This is a genomic window from Maribacter antarcticus DSM 21422 (assembly GCF_000621125.1).
Lineage (GTDB): Bacteria > Bacteroidota > Bacteroidia > Flavobacteriales > Flavobacteriaceae > Maribacter > Maribacter antarcticus.
On the sequence record NZ_KK211214.1, the window covers coordinates 191,494 to 211,114 of the forward strand.

General features: G+C 39.3%; 13 protein-coding genes and 1 tRNA gene. 10 read left to right on the forward strand and 4 right to left on the reverse strand.

The window, feature by feature from the left end:
• Positions 1 to 242 precede the first annotated feature (242 nt).
• The gene (locus Q360_RS0117330) at positions 243 to 1,238 is read right to left on the reverse strand and encodes an isoaspartyl peptidase/L-asparaginase family protein (protein WP_027078202.1); all 996 of its coding nucleotides are present in this window, start codon (positions 1,236 to 1,238) and stop codon (positions 243 to 245) included.
• 40 nt (positions 1,239 to 1,278) lie between these two features.
• Here Q360_RS0117330 and Q360_RS0117335 point away from each other — a divergent pair, with 40 nt between their 5' ends.
• The 3 genes from Q360_RS0117335 (at position 1,279) to Q360_RS0117345 (ending at position 3,676) form a co-directional block, all read left to right on the forward strand.
• Entirely contained in the window at positions 1,279 to 2,001 is a 723-nt protein-coding gene (locus Q360_RS0117335; protein ID WP_027078203.1) for a copper homeostasis protein CutC, read from the forward strand.
• 56 nt (positions 2,002 to 2,057) lie between these two features.
• Positions 2,058 to 3,287: a metallophosphoesterase gene (locus Q360_RS0117340; protein ID WP_027078204.1), complete on the forward strand. Its 1,230-nt coding sequence runs from the start codon at positions 2,058 to 2,060 to the stop codon at positions 3,285 to 3,287.
• Positions 3,288 to 3,379: 92 nt separating this feature from the next.
• Complete coding sequence (locus tag Q360_RS0117345; RefSeq protein ID WP_027078205.1) at positions 3,380 to 3,676, forward strand: thioredoxin family protein; 297 nt, start codon at positions 3,380 to 3,382, stop codon at positions 3,674 to 3,676.
• 267 nt (positions 3,677 to 3,943) lie between these two features.
• Here Q360_RS0117345 and Q360_RS0117350 read toward each other — a convergent pair whose 3' ends face one another.
• Positions 3,944 to 7,282: a glycosyltransferase family 117 protein gene (locus Q360_RS0117350; protein WP_027078206.1), complete on the reverse strand. Its 3,339-nt coding sequence runs from the start codon at positions 7,280 to 7,282 to the stop codon at positions 3,944 to 3,946.
• Between the two features lie 188 nt (positions 7,283 to 7,470).
• On the opposite strand from Q360_RS0117350, the gene Q360_RS0117355 reads away from it, so the two are divergent.
• Together Q360_RS0117355 and Q360_RS23790 are read left to right on the forward strand one after the other, a co-directional pair.
• A tRNA-Gln gene (locus Q360_RS0117355) sits at positions 7,471 to 7,542 on the forward strand.
• A gap of 386 nt (positions 7,543 to 7,928) precedes the next feature.
• Positions 7,929 to 8,270 carry a hypothetical protein gene (locus Q360_RS23790; RefSeq protein ID WP_156950159.1) on the forward strand — a complete coding sequence of 114 codons (342 nt, stop codon included), beginning with the start codon at positions 7,929 to 7,931 and terminating at the stop codon, positions 8,268 to 8,270.
• A gap of 35 nt (positions 8,271 to 8,305) precedes the next feature.
• Here the strand turns inward: Q360_RS23790 and Q360_RS23795 are convergent, their stop codons facing one another.
• A complete protein-coding gene (locus tag Q360_RS23795; protein WP_036196379.1) occupies positions 8,306 to 9,637 on the reverse strand; it encodes a cation:proton antiporter domain-containing protein in 1,332 nt (443 codons plus the stop codon).
• A gap of 273 nt (positions 9,638 to 9,910) precedes the next feature.
• Between Q360_RS23795 and rimP the strand changes: the two genes are divergently transcribed.
• Genes rimP through infB form a run of 3 tightly spaced genes read left to right on the forward strand, consistent with a single transcriptional unit; the run spans position 9,911 to position 14,503 of the window.
• Complete coding sequence (gene rimP, locus Q360_RS0117370; RefSeq protein ID WP_027078207.1) at positions 9,911 to 10,372, forward strand: ribosome assembly cofactor RimP; 462 nt, start codon at positions 9,911 to 9,913, stop codon at positions 10,370 to 10,372.
• 13 nt (positions 10,373 to 10,385) lie between these two features.
• Complete coding sequence (gene nusA / locus Q360_RS0117375) at positions 10,386 to 11,618, forward strand: transcription termination factor NusA (RefSeq protein WP_027078208.1); 1,233 nt, start codon at positions 10,386 to 10,388, stop codon at positions 11,616 to 11,618.
• 41 nt (positions 11,619 to 11,659) lie between these two features.
• Positions 11,660 to 14,503 carry a translation initiation factor IF-2 gene (infB, locus tag Q360_RS0117380; protein WP_027078209.1) on the forward strand — a complete coding sequence of 948 codons (2,844 nt, stop codon included), beginning with the start codon at positions 11,660 to 11,662 and terminating at the stop codon, positions 14,501 to 14,503.
• Between the two features lie 28 nt (positions 14,504 to 14,531).
• Here infB and Q360_RS23800 read toward each other — a convergent pair whose 3' ends face one another.
• Entirely contained in the window at positions 14,532 to 14,903 is a 372-nt protein-coding gene (locus tag Q360_RS23800; RefSeq protein WP_036196380.1) for an SPOR domain-containing protein, read from the reverse strand.
• A 236-nt stretch (positions 14,904 to 15,139) separates the two neighbouring features.
• On the opposite strand from Q360_RS23800, the gene Q360_RS0117390 reads away from it, so the two are divergent.
• Together Q360_RS0117390 and Q360_RS0117395 are read left to right on the forward strand one after the other, a co-directional pair.
• A complete protein-coding gene (locus tag Q360_RS0117390) occupies positions 15,140 to 16,480 on the forward strand; it encodes a cytochrome c3 family protein (RefSeq protein WP_027078210.1) in 1,341 nt (446 codons plus the stop codon).
• 30 nt (positions 16,481 to 16,510) lie between these two features.
• Positions 16,511 to 19,621, forward strand: coding sequence for a TAT-variant-translocated molybdopterin oxidoreductase (locus tag Q360_RS0117395; protein ID WP_027078211.1), 3,111 nt, complete (start codon positions 16,511 to 16,513; stop codon positions 19,619 to 19,621).

Genomic DNA, 19,621 nt, shown 5'->3' on the forward strand with positions numbered 1-19,621 from the left:
ATTTGCTAAAGTTTTTAAAAAGGATTGTTACTCGGGCGAATAATAGAAGGGGTGCAGGTCAATATTTTTCTTCAAATAGCCCAAAATATTAATATATCACTCATTAAGCCAGCCGATTGTAAGCAAAGGGGTTAGAGAGATTGTGAATGGGCATAGTAGATAACAAGAACGTTGCTTTCTAGCTGTGTCTTTAAGTTTTTCTGGTCATGTTAGATAATTTGCTTTTCTAGTATCTTAGCCTGTTACGAAACATAGCTTTCTGAAGGATTGTTTATATGCCCCTCTTCTGAATAAGTTCTATATGTAAACCCAGGCTGAATGCAATACCCGCCTATTTCGCCTTTTTTATTGATGGCGATAAAACCAATCTGGAAGTCGTTGCGTCCTTCGTTTTTCGCCATGATGCGTTTTACGCCTTCTTCACAAGCTTCTTGTGGTGATTTCCCTTGTCGCATTAATTCTACGATTAAAAAACTTCCTACAGTGCGTACTACTTCTTCACCCATGCCTGTGGCTGTTGCGCCACCAATCTCATTATCTACAAACAGACCTGCGCCAATAATGGGGGAGTCGCCAACACGGCCTGCCATTTTGTAACCCATTCCGCTGGTGGTGCATCCACCGGCAATATCTCCGTTTTTATCAATGGCTAACATGCCAATGGTGTCGTGGTTTTCTATATTGATAATCGGTTTGTATTCCGATGTTTTTTTCCATTCCCACCATTCCAATCGAGACTGTTCGGTAAGTAGATTCACTTTTTTAAATCCTTTTTCGTACGCAAATTGTTCAGCACCCTGCCCCGCCAACATAACGTGTGGCGTATCTTCCATAACTTTTCTGGCAACGGAAATAGGATTGGCTATGTTTTCCATGGCTAATACCGCACCGCAATTGCCATCCTTGTCCATAATACAGGCGTCTAAAGTTACGGTTCCATCCCTGTCTGGGCGGCCTCCTGTGCCCACAGTTTGGTTAGTTACATCATCCTCTTCTACTTTTACACCTTGTTCAATGGCGTCCAAGGCATTTCCACCACTGCTAAGTACCTCCCAAGCTTTTGTCGAAGCATTCAAAAAATCCCAAGTACAGATAACAATGGGGTAGATGGCTTTTGTGTTCGCAGCTACGCCCGCTTTTGATGGATTGACCTCCTCTTTACACGAAGTTAAAAATGGAGTAGCTACCAAGGCTGCCGTTGCGGTACTTGAGTTTTTGAGAAACTTTCTTCTTTTCATTGTTTGGGTTGTTTACTTTTAGGGGTCTAAATATAACAATATGCTTGTAGAAGTTTGTGCCAATTCCTTGCAATCTGCCTTAAATACCCAAGAAGCAGGCGCTGACCGTATTGAGCTATGTTCAGAATTAGCCGTCGGTGGTATAACGCCATCCTATGGATTGTTAAAGGCGGTTCGGGATAAAATAAAAATCCCTGTCAATGTCCTGATACGCCCTAGGAGTGGAGATTTTACTTTTTCTAGTGATGAATTTGAAATTATGAAAACCAATATTGAGCTATGTAGGGAATTGGGGTTTAATGGAATTGTATCAGGAGTACTCCATCCTGATTGTTCTTTGGATGTAGATCGCACACGTGAATTAATTGCTGCCTCCGGCGATTTAACGTTCACCTTTCACAGGGCTTTTGATTGGGTAAACGATCCTGTTCTTGCTGTAGAGCAGTTAGCCGATTTGGGTGTAGCCACTATTTTGAGTTCAGGTCAACAAACTTCGGCAGTGTTAGGAATGGAATTATTAATAAAACTTCAAATGCAAACCCAAAATGTTGTGATTATGCCTGGCTCTGGAATCAACCAAAATAATGCACCCAAATTTAAACGAAAAGGCTTTAAGGCCCTACACTTATCTGCGGCTAGATTTTGTAAAACCTTGGAGGTTGAGCCGAAAGTTCCTATGAATTCTTCTTCTTTTTTATTTGATAACGGAATAGCGGTCTCCAATTTGGAAATCTTGACAGCTGTAGTTAAAGCCGTAAAATAAAACAGAAAATAGCAGTTGTTTGGGTTTCTAAAAATACCTTTGTAAAAAAAAGCGCTATGCTACGTTGGATATTATTTGTTATTATTTACGCAATCCTTAGCGTCTACGTGCTTCAGGCTTTAAAAACAGTGGCGCGGCAACCATGGGTTTACTATCTCTATATGGCCATTGCTGCTGCGGTTGCCTTTAATTTTATCTATCAGTTCACTGCAGGCGAAGAGGAAGGAAGAGTACTTAGTGTTCCTAAAAGTTACGCCTTTGGATTTTTACTTACCATACTCACATTTAAGCTGATCACTATTATTTTTCTTTTTTCCGAGGATATTTTTAGAATTTTTTCTGGTGGATATGAAAAGATGTTTGGTTCGTCTAGAGCGTTTTCACTGCCGCAGCGTAGGCGTTTTCTGAGTGCTATTGCCCTTGGTTTGGCAGCTATTCCATTTGGTGCATTGTTGTACGGGATGTATAAAGGAAAATATAATTTTAAAGTATTAAAGTATACTCTTGAATTTGATGATCTTCCTGATGCTTTTGATGGCTATCGAATTACGCAAATATCCGATATTCATAGTGGAAGCTTTGATAATCGAAAGATGATAGAATACGGAGTGTCGTTGATAAATCAACAGAAAAGTGACACCATTTTATTTACGGGGGATATGGTCAATAATATGACGGAAGAAATGAAACCTTGGGCGGATTTGTTTACTACTTTAGAAGCAAAAGATGGAAAATACTCCGTGTTGGGTAATCATGATTATGGCGATTATATTCCATGGGAAACACCGGAGCTTAAAAATCAAAACTTACAGGATTTAAAGGACTTACAAAAAGAGATGGGCTTTGATTTATTGCTGAACGAGCATAGGTACTTAACCAAGGGCGAAGATAAAATTGCACTTGTAGGTGTCGAGAACTGGGGTAAGGGAGGTTTTAAGAAAGCGGGAGATTTACAAAAGGCTGTTTCCAATATATCGGAACAAGATTTTAAGATATTAATGAGTCACGATCCATCACACTGGGAAGCGGAAGTCGTGCCAGATGAAAAACACTTTCATTTGACCCTAAGTGGACATACCCATGGGATGCAGTTCGGTATCGAAATACCTGGATGGATAAAATGGAGTCCTGTGAAATGGCGTTATAAGCAGTGGGCGGGAATTTACAAGGAACAAGGACAATTTATTAACGTGAACAGAGGTTTTGGGTTTTTAGGATACCCTGGCAGGGTAGGTATTTGGCCTGAAATAACGGTGATTACCTTAAAAAAAAAGTCGTTAACATGATTTTAACCTGGTGACAAGTGTACTAAAAGGTAGTAAGCAATTCTATTTTAACATTTTTTACTACATTTGATTCTTAAAGTAAAGCTTGTCATATGTCTAAATTTGGGGAACTCATAGATTTGAATATTCCTGTTCTGTTGGATTTCTATGCGGAATGGAACGAACAGTCTACTGCAATGCATCCTGTTTTAAGAGAGGTAGCTGCGGCTTTGGGTGACAAGGGTAAAGTGATAAAAATTGATGTTGATAAAAATAAAGAGCTTGCCCAAGCGCTTCGCGTGAAGGGATTGCCAACATTAATGATTTACAAAAAAGGAGAGATGGTTTGGCGCCAAAGTGGGGAGCAAGATGCCAATACGCTCATAGGGATTTTGAGCGAATACGCGTAACTACAGAAATCAACGTACGCTTACTACACTATGTATTTATATGTGACATGCTCTAAACAAGACAGATTATAGGCGTCTAATCTCATGATTTCAATACACCTACTCCCAAAGAAAACAAACGATAAATAAGAATGCATTGTCAAGTATGTTGCATTTTGTTTCGTGTTTCAGCTAGCATAAAATCTGGGCTAATGTCTAAATAGTGTATCTGTAATTTATTGTGAGTACTGGTCTTTGTAATTACCCTAGGGCTCTAAAATTATATTTTTAGTTTGCTGGAGCGGTTCCTGCAGTGTCCTCTAAGGCATCTGTTTTTGTGGCATCCAATTTAATGGTGTCTTGTTTGATATCAGGATTAGCCTCCGAAGTAGTTTCAGGCATTTCAAAGTCGTCTTCATCTTTATAAAAGTGTTGGAACTTATCAATATACTCATTGAATATGAGTGTTTCTTTTTCGGCCACTTCGCGATCGTTATTGTTTATTAGGTTGTCTATGTTGCGTCTATAGGCTTCCATGTCAGCAATAATCTCATCAATGTTACTGTACTGCTCGTCCAGATTTGTACCAGCATAGTATTCTAAACGTTCTTGGTACACTGTTTTTAACTTATCAAACAGATTCCGTGCCTTTTCCGTTTCGCCTACTTTGTAGTAGCCATCTACAAAAGGCTCCACAAGGGTATAGTAACCAAACTGATCTACCGGCATATTGTTCAAGGAGATTTCAATCACCTCTTTTGCCTTATCTATATTATTTTCTCTGATCAGCGCTTCCATCAACCGCGCTAAATTAGACCTGTAGGATACACTTTGAATGCGGGTTTGCGTGTCGTGATAAATATCGGTGCTTCCAGAATTCCCCCAGTCCCATTTAGTAACTATATCGTACATTAAATCAGTATCAATCCTACCCATTTCAAAGGAATTGGGGCGTTCCGTTCTAATGGGAACCAGTTTGTAGGCCATGCCATCTAATTGAAGGTAGTCTTTCATCCACAAGAATTCGGCATCGTCAAAGCTTCCACCGGAGAAATAAAGAGGTCTTTTCCAATCATTGTTGGCAAGAATATCCAACATCATCATATTTTTCTTGGTAATAGCACCTGGGAGGTCAATATCTATAAAATCTACGATAAGGGCAGAATCCTTGACTTTCACTAGTCCACTTTCCATAACGTTTTTTTTGTTTACGGGCACCCTGATTTTATCGGTAGGGTAGTAGACCATGTTTTGCGTATTTTCATCGTAGTTGTTCGCGTCTTGTCCGTTTTGCTCAAATAGGTACTTAAGCTTGGTCCGTGGTTTGTCACTATCGATCCAGTTCATAAAGTCCTTAATAGCCCATCTGTTATCGGTCGCTTTTTGAAAATAGAGTACGTCCCTGTTTCCTTGGCGGTATTTTTTATGTTCTATTTGCGAAGGGATAGGGTCACTCTCATAAGCTTTGTGCTTCATTTGGTCTACGTACCAATCCGTCTCGAACAAACTAGTACAGACAATACGCACATCCGTGCGGTAGCCTTCTATTTCTTGGGCGTACCAGAGCGGAAATGTATCATTGTCACCTATGGTGAATAAAATGGCACCTGCATCTTCTTGGCACGAATCCAAATATGCCTTTGCAGATGCATTTGCAGTAAATCTTCCAGAGCGGTCATGGTCGTCCCAGTTTTGCACCGCCATTACTGTGGGTACGGCTAATAAGCAAATAACAACGACTGCTGGCGCCAGTATCTTTGGCTTCAACCAGTCCTTAAACCCATCAAAAAGTCCGTAGACTCCTAAGCCAATCCAAATAGCGAACACATAAAAAGAACCCACTAAGGAATAGTCACGCTCCCTAGGTTGAAAGATATAGGGGTTGGTATAGAACTGAATGGCAAGTCCCGTAAATAGAAAGAAAATCAACAGAACCCAAAATTGCTTCGGATTTTTTGAAATTTGAAAAACCAGACCAATAATACCTAGTAGTAATGGTAAAAAGAAATAGGTATTTCTACTTTTATTATTTTCAATTTCGCTGGGGAGATTGTATTGACTTCCCAAACGCCAGCTATCGATAAACTTAATACCGCTTAGCCAGTTTCCATTGTTATTGTATCGACCTTGAACATCATTCTGCTTTCCGACAAAATTCCACATGAAGTAGCGCAGGTACATATAATTGAACTGAAATTCAAACATGTATTTTACATTGTCCCAAACCGATGGTGGTTCTACTTCAATAAAATCTTCAAAACGTTTTAGAAAGCTAATGTACTGGTCCGCGTCTATTTCTCCGTTTGCGAAACCTGTTTTAATCTGGTTTACTGCATTTCTAAGTTCCTCATTAGGTTTAGTAATTCTGAAGTCCAGTGGGCCAAAGTGGCGCATGTAGTTTTCGGCATGTTGGGAGCTCCACATTCTTGGTAGAATGCCTTGGTGTTCCGGGTTTGGTCCTATATCGGCGTTTTTGTACTTATTTACAATGATATATTTATTTAAGGTATGGTCTTTTTCGTATTTGGGTTTTCCATCACGTTCTTCACCTTGGGAAGCGAACATCTCTGAGTAGTAACTTCCGTAAATGGGACTATCCACACCAGGGTATTGCTCCCTGTTGTAATAGGCCAAAAGCGCCCTTGCATCAGACGGGTTGTTCTCATTGATGACTACTTTGGCGTTCGCACGTATGGGTAGCATGATCCAGGAAGAGAATCCAAGAAAAAGGAACATTAGGCATAAAACTATGGTATTGCCCGTTTTGTAATTGTGCTTTCTAGTGTAGCGAAGGCCTAAATAAAAGGCCGTAATAAATAGAACACCAATAAAGATAGAACCCGAGTTAAACGGGAGCCCCATGCTGTTAATGAAGAACACTTCTCCCCAACCAAATAGTACTAAGACGTAGGTTAAAGAAAATTTATAAACCAACATTAGTATGCCAATGACAATGAGATTGGCAAGCAGAAAATTCTTTACTGTTGTGGTTTTGTACGTTTTAAAGTAATAAAGTAGTCCTATGGAAGGAATGGCTAAAAAGCCCATAAATTGAATTCCAAAAGTGAGTCCCACAACATAGGAGATTAAGATAATCCATCTATTCCCTCTTGGGTCTTCTAAGTTGTCTGTCCATTTAAGCCCTAGCCAGAGCAGTAGCGCCATAATACAACTGGCCATGGCGTACACTTCTGTTTCAGTAGCATTAAACCAGAAACTGTCTGTATAGGTAAATGCTAGAGACCCTATTAGCCCACTTCCTAAAACGGCTATCGCTTTACTATTGGTGAGTTGTTCGTCGGTATCCATTAATTTCTGGGTGATATTAGTAATGGTCCAGAACATAAATAATATGGTAAAAGCGCTTGATATACCTGAAACCAAATTCACCATCATGGCTACTTGACTAGGCTCAAAAGCGAACATAGCAAAGAAGGCACCAATCATCTGTAGCAAAGGAGCTCCCGGTGGGTGCCCGACTTGTAACTTAGCTGCCGTAGAAATATATTCCCCCGCATCCCAAAAACTGTTAGTCGGTTCTACGGTAATGAAATAAGTAATAAATGCAATAAAAAATACGGCCCACCCGAGGAGGGTGTCCCACTTCTGAAAGTTCTTTGAAAACATGTAACCCTAATTAAAGCTAAGGGCGAATTTACTAATTAAAATAGATAACAGACTACAATTTTTATAAACCTTTAACAGGCCTGCTAATCGGTTTTTTAGATTATTGTATTAAAAAAAGTTTGTGCAAACCAAACTTTGTTTTAAATTTGCACCCTCGAATGCAAAACTTGTGTTTCGCATCCAGAGATTGGCCCATGGTGTAATTGGTAACACACCGGTTTTTGGTACCGACATTCAAGGTTCGAGTCCTTGTGGGCCAACAGAAGTTTTAAAGTAAATCCCAATGTCATTTTGATATTGGGATTTTTGCTTTTTTAAAGGTATTATTGCGAGGAGGTTAGCACGTCAAATTGAAAAGTTGAAGTGTTTTGTCTTGATAAATGCAGCTATAAGATTGAATTACTCATTTATTGACTTGGATTTACTTTTTTTGTAATTACGTATCACTTGTAACCGAAATAAATTAGTTTTTAGAACTTTTTGTAAGTTTTTAACGACATAATGTGTACTGTTGCCGTGAATCTTGTCGGTCAAATTAGATATTTTGTATATTGCCTTTTGTAACTGAGCTAAAGATTGAACGGAACGGAAGCTTTTTTAATTAAAGTAACTATTAGCTTTATTGCTATTTAAAAAGATACTACTTATGAAATTGACTGCAAAGCATCTCAAAATTTTACTAGCATTAGTAGTAGTAGGTTTTGTGGTAGGTATTTATCTCCAAGACAAAGAGCACCAAAAAAGCACCAAACATGCGTGGAAGGCGAACAGATATAATTTGGAACGTTTTAATAAAATAACTGAGTTCAATAAATCTATGAGCGCTGCAAATTGGCAGCTGATACAGGACAGTATTGAAAGAGAGTTGGATACGCTCATGATTTTAAGGTTTAGAAAAGAAGTGGACAGTATTAGTAGCACCAAAGTAGGTCTTAATGAACTTACAAAGCAGTCAAATACAGGAGTTGTTTCTACTGCGACAAACTAATTATTTAGCCTGTTATAGCGAACTTAAGAGTATGGTTACTGCAAGGAGTCGTTTTCATTAGCGGAGTCCTTATCAGTAAAGAGTTCGTCAGGTAAGTTTTCAGACACTTGTTGCGCCCGTAATACATCTTCTGCTTCATTCTTTTTCGCATATTCTTCGTCAATTTCATCCAAAAGAGTATTCATTTTTTTCTTATCTTTAATCATTGCCCATGTCATAATTAGACTGGTAGAAATAATCACGAACAATAAAATTCCCGATTCAAAATTAGCCACTTGTGCCGCTTCGGGTATGGCGTAAAACAATAGAACGGTTATAAGGCCCCTTGGCGCTACAAATAGCTGTGGTAGAATATCTGAACCTATAAACACCTTAAGGATTACAAAGCGTATCGCATAGATAGATGCGATAATCAATAAGCTAATTAGGGCAACATTAAAGTTGAAAAGCGATGTAATGACGATACTTAATCCAAAAACTACAAAGAAAAACGTGCGCACTACAAAAGCGGTTTCTAAAGTAATAATATGAAGTTCATGATAAATTTGATTGATTTTCTCGTGCTTTAGGAAAACGGCCATTTTACCAGGAAAAAATAATTTAACATTCGCTATCACCAGCCCAAAAATTAATATGATAATCAACGAGGAGAGGTGGAGTTTTTTGCCGATTGCATAAAGTAAAAGAAGGACGGCAATTAATAAGAATAGTTTAGCCTGACTCTTTATTTGTTGGAAAATTAGGATAATAGCGTAACTGGCAATGAGTCCTATGACGAGGGTTAAGACCAAATTGCCAGCAAAACCTGCAATGCCACCGTCTTCTGCTGGGTCTAGGCCGCCAATTAAGTAATAAAACATCATAATTCCCATAATATCGGAAAACGTACTCTCGTAAATATGGAACTCTTTTTTAGGCTCGGATAGACCGCTTACACTAGGAATGATAATCGCACTTGAAAGTATAGATAGGGGTGTGGCGTATAGCCATGCAGATTGCATGCTCATTTCTGGGATGAAGTAATTTAGAATAAGGGCTGCCGCGTAAGCGGAACCTAAAAGCCCTAATAATGCTACAGCCATTGATTTTAAGATGGGCACCAGTTTTTCGCGTTTGAGTTCTAGCTCTAATGCCGCTTCTAGTACAATCATTATCAACCCAATGATGCCCAAAAGTTCTAGTCCTCCAGAGAAATCTAACGCTTCTGGCACAAAGTATTTTAAGACATATTGCAAGATGATGCCTAAAACGATAAGCATTAGTACGGATGGTATATTAGTTTTTTTGGAAATACCGTTAAACCAAAAAGAAAGAATAATAATTACAGATGCTTCAATGATTAGGTTGTAAGACGATAGAATGTCCATTTGATTCATTTTAAAAAAGGTTATCGTGTTTAAAAATAGGTCTAAAAGATGTAAAAGTTGGTTGCAGTGCGGTTAAAAATAAACGGAAGAATTTAATCGTATTGTTAAATCATTTAATTGTGAGAGTATACGCTATTGTAGAAATCAAATTTATTGTATATTTGCACCACTGAAAGAATATTGAAGTATTCATGAGGGGGCAATTTGTCCCCTCTTTTATTAGAAAAAATTTACTTTATCAGTATTCATGTTGTTGATGTAGAAACTATTTTTATGTTACAGAGTAAGGTTAAATCTTTATTGGATGCAGGATTGGAAGAAGATGATTCTCTTTTTTTAATAGATTTTGTAGTGGGTACAGACAATAAGATAAAAGTTGTTATAGATGGTGATAACGGCGTTACAGTGACCGATTGTATTAAAATAAGCCGTGCCATAGAGCATAATTTAGATAGGGAAGAAGAAGATTTTGCCTTGGAGGTGGCATCTGCAGGTGCTTCGTCGCCGATAATATTGCCGAGGCAGTATAGGAAAAATATTGGTAGAAAGTTAGAGGTTCAAACGGAAACTACTACCTATGAAGGCAGTCTTATAGCGGTGGAGGAAGGGCATATTGTTCTGGAGTGGAAGGCAAGGGAGCCCAAGCCTATTGGTAAGGGCAAGGTTACCGTGCAAAAAAGGCAAGAAATTAATTTTTCTGAAATCAATAAAGCAAAAGTTGTATTAAAATTTTAATTTCAAAGTATAAATGGAAAATATTGCGTTAATAGAATCTTTCTCGGAATTTAAGGATGATAAATTTATAGACCGGGTAACGCTTATGGCGATTTTGGAAGATGTTTTCAGAAATGCGTTAAAAAAGAAGTTTGGTTCGGATGATAATTTCGATATTATCATAAATCCGGATAAGGGGGATTTGGAGATTTGGCGTAATCGAACTGTTGTGGAGGATGGTGAAGTTGAGGATGAAAACGAAGAGATTTCATTGATTGAAGCCCAAAAAATAGAGCCAGATTTTGAAGTAGGTGAGGATGTTTCTGAGGAGGTAAAGCTTATAGATTTAGGGAGGAGAGCTATTTTAGCGCTACGTCAGAATTTGATTTCTAAAATCCATGAACATGATAATACCACCATTTACAAACATTTCAAAGAGTTAGAAGGTGAAATATACACGGCTGAGGTTCATCACATACGGCATAAAGCGATTATCTTATTAGATGACGAAGGGAACGAGATTATTTTACCTAAAGACAGACAAATTCCTTCTGATTTTTTCCGAAAAGGTGATAATGTCCGCGGTATTATAGAAAGTGTAGAGTTAAAAGGTGCCAAGCCTTCAATTATTATGTCTAGAAGTTCTCCAAAGTTTTTGGAACAATTGTTTTTTCAAGAAATACCAGAGGTGTTTGATGGTTTAATTACGGTCAAGAAAGTAGTTCGTATTCCTGGTGAGAAAGCTAAGGTAGCGGTTGATTCTTATGATGATCGTATTGATCCTGTTGGTGCTTGTGTGGGAATGAAAGGTTCGCGTATTCATGGTATTGTAAGGGAGTTGGGTAATGAGAATATAGATGTAATCAACTGGACGGCAAATCCGCAATTATTAGTAACTAGAGCCTTGAGTCCGGCAAGGGTTTCCTCCGTAAAGTTGAACGATGAGAAAATGACTGCTCAAGTGTATCTTAAGCCTGAAGAGGTTTCTAAGGCTATAGGTAGAGGAGGTCATAATATTAGATTGGCTGGTCAGTTGACTGGATATGAGATAGATGTATTCCGAGAAGGCGTTGAAGAAGATGTAGAATTGACTGAGTTTAAGGATGAAATCGATGCTTGGATTATAGAGGAGTTCAAAAAAATTGGTATGGACACAGCCAGAAGCGTCTTGGAACAAGATGTGAACGATTTGGTAAAGCGTACCGATTTAGAGGAAGAGACAATTGTAGAAGTTGTGCGTATCCTCAAAGAAGAATTAGAAGATTAGCTATATATTAGCACAAGAATAAAGAACGGGAATCAGTATTTATGGCAGACAATGCAACAATAAGACTTAATAAAGTTCTGCGTGAACTTAATATTTCCTTGGACAGGGCCGTGGAATTTCTTAGTAGTAAAGGACATGAGATAGATGCTAGGCCTACAACTAAGATATCCGATGAGGTTTATCAGGTTTTACTTGATGGCTTTCAGACGGATATGAGTAAGAAAGTGGCATCCAAAGAAGTAGGAGAGGAAAAGCGTAAGGAAAAGGAGGCTATACGGGTTCAGCTCGAGCAAGAGCAGGATGCCAGAAGACTTGTCCGTGAAAAACGAAATGCCGAATCTGAGAGGGTTATCAATACAAAGGTAGAGCTTCCGGGACCGAAAATGGTCGGCAAAATTGACCTCAATCCTAAGAAGAAGAAGGCAGAAGAAGCACCAAAGGAAAAAACTATAGAGCCAATTAAAGCAGCGAAGGTTGTTAAAGAGGAAGTAGTTGTCCCTGATGTAAAGGAGGAAGTTCCTGTGAAAAAGGAGGTTCCTGCAAAAGAGGAAGTTCTTGCGAAAGAGAAAATTCCTGCGAAAAAAGAGGTCATAGAAAAAGAGGATGTTCCTGTAAAAGAGGAGGTCGAGGTTAAAACCCCTGAAGTGACTGCAGAAAAATCAAAGCCTGTTGAGGTAGCTAAGGAGGAATCTGATGTGGTAGCAGAGGAAAGTCCCGATGAGCCAAAAACCTTGCAGACACAATATCAAAAATTGTCAGGTCCAAAAATAACGGGCGATAAGATTGACTTGTCCAAGTTTAAAAAGCCTAAGAAAAAAGAGGACAGGAAAACGGATAGCACGGATCGAAAGAAACGTAGAAAACGTATTGTAAGTAAAAACACGAAGACAAGTCCTGGAGCTAGACCATCTACTGGTACTGGCGATAGGAGGCCTGTCGTTAGACGTTTAGCAACTGTAAGTAAAGTAGAGCCTACTGAGGAAGATGTTCAAAAGCAAGTACGTGAAACTCTTGAAAAGCTACAAGGTAAGTCCAAGAAAGGTAAAGGTGCCAAATATAGAAGGAGTAAGAGAGATCAGCATAGGGAGCAAACAGAAAAGGACCTAGAGCAACAAGAATTAGAAAACAAGGTCCTTAAGGTGACAGAGTTTGTTACTGCTAGCGAGGTTGCTACCATGATGGATGTTTCCACTACCGAAATTATTTCTGCTTGCATGTCTTTGGGAATCATGGTGACTTTGAACCAGCGTCTGGATGCCGAAACTTTGGCCATTGTCGCAGAGGAGTTTGGTTACGAGGTTGATTTTGTTACTGCTGATATCGAAGAAAGTATCGTTGAAGAAGAGGATGCACCAGAGGATTTGAAACCTAGGGCTCCAATTGTTACTGTAATGGGACACGTGGATCACGGTAAGACATCACTACTAGATTATATTAGACAGGAAAATGTTATTGCCGGAGAAAGCGGTGGTATAACACAGCACATAGGGGCATATGGTGTTACCTTAGAAAATGGTGAAAGTATGTCATTTTTAGACACACCTGGTCACGAAGCGTTTACCGCTATGCGTGCAAGGGGAGCACAAGTAACTGATATTGCTATTATCGTTATTGCTGCAGATGATGACATTATGCCCCAGACTAAGGAGGCTATTAGTCATGCACAGGCTGCGGGTGTACCAATTGTATTCGCTATAAATAAGATTGATAAACCTACGGCAAATGCTGAAAAGGTTAAAGAAGGCTTAGCGCAGATGAACTTATTGGTAGAAGATTGGGGTGGTAAAATACAGTCCCATGATATCTCTGCTAAAACTGGTACAGGTGTTAAAGAACTTTTGGAAAAAGTACTTTTAGAGGCTGAGTTGTTAGAATTGAAGGCGAATCCTGACAAACCGGCCACAGGAACGGTTGTTGAAGCGTTTTTGGATAAAGGTAAGGGGTATGTTTCTACCATTCTTGTACAGGCAGGAACTTTAAAAATAGGGGATTATGTACTGGCAGGTACTACAAGCGGTAAGATAAAGGCCATGCAAGATGAGCGAGGGCAATCTGTTTCTGAAGTAGGACCATCCAAACCAATTTCTATTCTAGGATTGGATAGTGCGCCACAAGCAGGGGATAAGTTCTATGTCTTGGAAGATGAGCGCGAAGCGAAGCAAATAGCAGCAAGAAGATCGCAACTGCAACGTGAGCAATCGGTAAGAACCCAACGTCATATTACCTTAGATGAAATCGGAAGACGTATTGCTTTAGGGGAGTTCAAGGAATTGAATATTATACTTAAAGGTGATGTAGATGGTTCCGTAGAAGCGTTGACTGATTCTTTCCAGAAACTCTCTACAGACGAGATTCAGGTAAATATTATATACAAAGCGGTTGGACCTATTACGGAGTCTGATGTACTATTGGCGTCTGCTTCGGATGCTGTTATCATCGGATTTAATGTTAGGCCAATGGGTAACGCTAAATCTATTGCTGAGAAGGAAGAAATCGATATCCGTATGTATTCTATAATTTACGATGCGATAAACGACCTTAAAGATGCTATGGAAGGCATGCTATCTCCTGAAATGAAGGAGGAGATTACGGGTACCGCGGAAATAAGAGAGACATTTAAGATTTCCAAGATAGGAACTATTGCAGGATGTATGGTGACTACAGGTAAGTTGTTTAGAAATTCCAATATTCGTTTGATTAGGGATAGTGTCGTAATCTACACGGGGGAATTCAGTTCTTTAAAACGATTCAAAGACGACGCTAAGGAAGTTGCTAAAGGTTATGATTGTGGACTTCAAGTGAAGAACTATAATGATATACAAGTTGGTGATGTGATTGAAGGTTTCCAAGAAGTAGCTGTAAAGAAAAAACTGAAATCAAAATAAATAGAAGAAACGAATAATAAAAATCGGCCTAATTGGCCGATTTTTTTGGTTTAAGTAACATTGCATTCGGATATTTCATCCGTACCTCGTTGAATTTACGTTCGGCTTCCATCTTGGTTTTGAACTTGCCAACTCTAACGCGATAGGTAGGCGAGTCAAAATCAATTTTAGAAGCAAGGCTCGGGAAATCTTCTTCTACATTCGCTTTAATGCGTTCCGCTTGTGCATGTGATCCAAATCCAACTTGAATCCTGTAATAATCCGAAGTTTTTAACGCAGACCTATACAAATCTAATAACGCTTCTATTTTTTTGTCTTGTTCTATAGTTACTTGAGCTTCTTGTGCAGAACTTAAATAAGTGACTGCAAAACAAAAAGAGATGTAAATTATTTTTTTCATAAGGGTAATAATATGGTTATCTGCATGTTGCAAATGTAATTTTTTTGAGCTGCAAATCCAGTGCGTTCGCTTTTATTTAGAATAATTATAAATTATAAGTTATAAATAGATTAAGGTTTTTTCAAATAAAGTCTATGTCGTATTTTTGTATCCAGTTCAGGCATTAGGTTGGTTGTTGTTATTATATTTATAATTGCCTATAACCGTGCCAAGAATTTGAGTGAAATATTTTATATATGAAAAAGGTTATATACCTAAATCAGTTTTCTAAAATTTTAGGCTTCAGTATAGTATTTTTTCTGCTTTTTTCGGTTGCGTCAAGCGCTCAGGAAGAGGTTGCTGAAGGTTCTGGAGATCCTGTCGCCGGAAAAGCTTTGTTTAAACAAAATTGTGCTGCATGTCATGCCTTGAATCGTAAGATGACGGGTCCAGCCTTAGCAAATGTGGAAGCGCGTTTAGCTGAAGAGGAAGGTCTGGAAAAGGAATGGTTGTATGCCTGGATTAAGAACCCTGCGGGTATGATTAAATCTGGTGATGCTTACGCAAATAAGATTTATGCAGAGTACAACCAAGCGGCAATGACGGCGTTTCCTACCTTTTCAAATGCAGATATTGATAATATATTGGCCTATACTGCCGCTCCACCGCCGGCGCCCGTTGCTGTTGCCGCTACTGCTGTTGTTCCTTCTGCTGGTGCTGCCTCTGGGGGTATTTCTAATGAAATTGTATTAGGTGCCTTAGTTCTTGTTTTTGGACTATTGGTAATGATGTTGGTTTTAGTGAATATTACACTGCGACGTATTGCGGAGGCAAACGGCGTGGTTGTGGAAAAGAAGAAAGCGGTAAAGCGAACTCCAATTTGGAAGGCATTTGCTCAAAATCAATTCCTGGTTCTGGTTACCGCAATATTGTTTTTGTTGGGTAGTGCTTATTTCGCGTACGGGTGGATGATGCAGATTGGTATAGATCAAGGATATGCTCCGATTCAACCCATACACTATTCACATAAGATACACGCGGGTACCAATAAGATAGAATGTCAATATTGCCACTCTTCCGCTAGGGTTTCTAAACATTCGGGGATTCCTTCATTGAATGTATGTATGAATTGTCATAAATCCATATATGAGTATAGCGGGACCGCAGAGGGTCCTACAGCAGATGATTTAGCAAATGGTTACACTAATGAGTTTTATACGAAAGAGATAAAGAAGTTATATAAAGCTGTTGGATGGGATGAAGAGAATCAGACGTATACAGGGGAAAGTCAGCCAGTTGAATGGGTGCGTATACATAATCTTCCCGATTTTGCTTATTTCAATCACTCACAACACGTTTCCGTTGGTGGCGTAGACTGTACGACATGTCACGGCCCTGTTCAGGAGATGGAAATTATGTACCAGTACTCTCCATTAACTATGGGTTGGTGTATCGATTGTCACCGTGAAACTAATGTAAAGGTTGAAGGGAACGAGTATTACGAAAAAATTCATGCTGAGCTTTCCAAGAAGTATGGTGTAGATAATTTAACGGTTGCTCAAATGGGTGGTCTGGAATGTGGAAAGTGTCACTATTAATAATTTAAGAAGCTAATTACAGATATACCTATGTCATCAAACAAAAAGTATTGGAAAAGCGAAGCGGAGTTAGATCCTAATGATTCCGTTGTTGAAGCGCTAAGACAGAACGAGTTTGTAGAGGAGATTCCTGTTGGAGAGTTCTTAGGGGATAAGGAAACCTTGTCTACAACAAATACAAACCGAAGAGATTTTCTAAAATACGTTGGGTTTAGCACCGCTGCTGCTTCGTTGGCAGCTTGCGAAGGTCCGGTCATAAAGTCTATTCCTTATGTAGTACAACCAGAGAATATTGTTCCTGGGGTTTCCAATTTCTACGCAACTACCATTGCAAATGGGTTCGATTTTGCTAGTATTTTAATAAAAACAAGGGAAGGTCGCCCCATTAAGATAGAGAATAACACCTTAGCAAAGGTCAATGGCAGTGCTAATGCTAGAATACAGGCATCTGTACTTTCCTTATATGACAGTACTAGGTTGCAAGGGCCAATGGCTAATGGTGAGCCTGTTGAATGGGATGCTTTGGATACTGCTGTGAAGGGTAAAATGAGTGGGCTAGGCAATGGTAAAAAGCTAGTCTTTTTAACGCAAACCTATGCTAGTCCTTCTACCAATAGATTGATGTCTGAATTAAAGTCTAGTAATGAAAATATAAGTCACGTAACCTACGACGCTATTTCTGAAGATGCGGCGCTAACTGCATTTGAAAATGCATATGGGGAGAGAGCTTTGGCTGATTATGATTTTGAAAAAGCACATCTTATAGTTTCCTTCGGTGCAGACTTCCTTTCTGATTGGCAGGGTGGTGGATTTGATAGTGGTTATGCAAGAGGCAGGGTTCCAAAGAAAGGAAAGATGTCCCGTCATGTTCAGTTAGAAGCAAATATGAGCTTGACTGGAGCGAATGCAGATAAGAGAATACCATTAAAACCTACGGCACAAAAAGTAATATTGGCTAAGTTGTATGGGAAACTTAGTGGCGTATCCGTAGGTGGTAATACTTCTGAATATGAAGCGATAGTTGATCAGTTGGCAATGGAGGTTAAGAAAGCCGGTGCAAATGCCACAGTAGTAACTGGACTTGATGACGTAAATGCACAGGCGGTTGTTCTGGCGATAAATAAAATGTTAGGAAGTACTGCCTTTGATGCTGCTGCTCCTAGATATATCAGGCAAGGTAATGTAAAAGCGGTAAATGCTTTGATTGCTGATATGAAGGCTGGTAAGGTTAGTGCTTTGATAATGGATGGAGTTAATCCTATATATTCTTTGCCAAATGCGATGGATTTTAAGGAAGGTCTGGATAAGGTAGATTTATCGGTTTCCTTTTCAACGAACTGGAACGAAACTACAGAGAATGTTGATTATGTAGCGGCCTCTAACCACTATCTAGAATCATGGGGAGATGTTGAGATAAAGAAAGGTCATTATTCGTTAATGCAGCCCACGATTCAAGAACTTTTCGATACAAAACAATTGCAAACCGCTATTTTGAGTTGGACGGGAAGTGATAAAACATATTACGATTATATTAAGGAGACATGGTCTAGTACTGTTTTAAACGGTGCCGACTGGGGCCAAACATTACAAGACGGTGTGTTTAGTGATTCAACCCTAACTGTTGGTGATGCTACTGCTTTAATGGGAGCTGTTGTGGAAAAGGATGGGGCAGTTGAAGCCTTGCCTACGACTTCTGCATTGCGTAGTTTGGCGAACGCTACCACTGATGGTGTGGAGCTTACGTTATATTCTAAAGTGGGTATGGGTGATGGTCAACAAGCGAATAATCCTTGGTTGCAAGAGTTTCCAGATCCTATTACAAGGGTTGCATGGGATAATTATGTAACTGTTTCTAAGACTGATGCAGAAGCGCTTGACGTAGCCAACGTGAATGTTGCGGATGGTGGAATGGATGGTAATTATGTGAACTTATCGGTAAACGGTGTTACATTGCAGCGCGTTCCTGTAATTGTTCAGCCAGGTCAGGCTAATGGTTCTGTAGGTTTGTCTTTTGGGTATGGTAAGAAGGTTGGAATGAAGGAAGATATGCAAACAGGTGTAAACGCCTTTTTGTTGTACGATGGAATGAGTGCCAATCAAACAGTTAAGATTGAGAAAGCTGCTGGAAATCACGAGTTTGCATGCGTTCAGCTGCATAAGACGCTTATGGGGCGTAACGATATTATTAAAGAAACTACACTTGAAATTTTCAATACAAAGGACCATTCAGAGTGGAACGAAGTTCCTCAGGTATCCTTGGATCACCAAGAGGTTCCTGCTTCTTCCGTAGATCTTTGGGATAGTTTTGATAGGTCTATAGGGCATCATTTTAATATGTCCATTGATTTAAACTCCTGTACTGGGTGTGGTGCTTGCGTTATCGCTTGTCACGCAGAAAATAATGTTCCTGTAGTAGGGAAGGCAGAGGTGCGGAAGTCTAGGGATATGCATTGGTTGCGTATCGATAGGTATTATTCTTCTGAAGATACATTTGAAGAAGATGTAAACAAAAAAGAAGGTTTTGACGGTCTTATAGGGGATAACGGTTCTCTTGGTGGGTTTGGTGAGTTGGAAGATCCTGCGAATAATCCACAAGTAGTTTTTCAGCCTGTAATGTGTCAACATTGTAATCACGCTCCTTGTGAAACGGTCTGTCCTGTTGCGGCAACGGCGCATGGTAAACAAGGTCAGAATCAAATGGCATATAATAGATGTGTTGGTACACGATATTGTGCCAACAACTGTCCGTATAAAGTGAGAAGGTTTAACTGGTTCTTGTATAATAACAATGACGAGTTCGATTTTCATATGAACAATGATCTTGGGAAAATGGTATTGAATCCAGATGTAAACGTACGTTCCAGAGGGGTTATAGAAAAATGTTCTATGTGTATTCAAAAAACGCAAAAGACTATTTTAGATGCCAAGCGAGATGGTCGTGTTATAGAAGATGGTGAGTTTCAAACCGCTTGTTCTATGGCATGTAGCAGTGGTGCTATTGTTTTTGGAGACATCAACGACAAGGAAAGTGAAATTGCGGAGCTCAAGGAGAGTGATAGGATGTACCATCTTTTGGAATATGTAGGTACAAAACCTAACGTATTCTATCATGTAAAAGTTAGAAATACCAACGAAGCATAA

Coding starts and splice junctions, on each gene's coding strand:
- Q360_RS0117345 (WP_027078205.1), top strand. CDS start 3,380: ATGTCTAAATTTGGGGAACTCATAGATTTGAATATTCCTGTTCTGTTG.
- Q360_RS0117340 (WP_027078204.1), top strand. CDS start 2,058: ATGCTACGTTGGATATTATTTGTTATTATTTACGCAATCCTTAGCGTC.
- Q360_RS0117350 (WP_027078206.1), bottom strand. CDS start 7,282: ATGTTTTCAAAGAACTTTCAGAAGTGGGACACCCTCCTCGGGTGGGCC.
- Q360_RS0117395 (WP_027078211.1), top strand. CDS start 16,511: ATGTCATCAAACAAAAAGTATTGGAAAAGCGAAGCGGAGTTAGATCCT.
- rimP (WP_027078207.1), top strand. CDS start 9,911: ATGTTACAGAGTAAGGTTAAATCTTTATTGGATGCAGGATTGGAAGAA.
- Q360_RS23800 (WP_036196380.1), bottom strand. CDS start 14,903: ATGAAAAAAATAATTTACATCTCTTTTTGTTTTGCAGTCACTTATTTA.
- Q360_RS23790 (WP_156950159.1), top strand. CDS start 7,929: ATGAAATTGACTGCAAAGCATCTCAAAATTTTACTAGCATTAGTAGTA.
- Q360_RS0117330 (WP_027078202.1), bottom strand. CDS start 1,238: ATGAAAAGAAGAAAGTTTCTCAAAAACTCAAGTACCGCAACGGCAGCC.
- infB (WP_027078209.1), top strand. CDS start 11,660: ATGGCAGACAATGCAACAATAAGACTTAATAAAGTTCTGCGTGAACTT.
- Q360_RS0117390 (WP_027078210.1), top strand. CDS start 15,140: ATGAAAAAGGTTATATACCTAAATCAGTTTTCTAAAATTTTAGGCTTC.
- Q360_RS23795 (WP_036196379.1), bottom strand. CDS start 9,637: ATGGACATTCTATCGTCTTACAACCTAATCATTGAAGCATCTGTAATT.
- Q360_RS0117335 (WP_027078203.1), top strand. CDS start 1,279: ATGCTTGTAGAAGTTTGTGCCAATTCCTTGCAATCTGCCTTAAATACC.
- nusA (WP_027078208.1), top strand. CDS start 10,386: ATGGAAAATATTGCGTTAATAGAATCTTTCTCGGAATTTAAGGATGAT.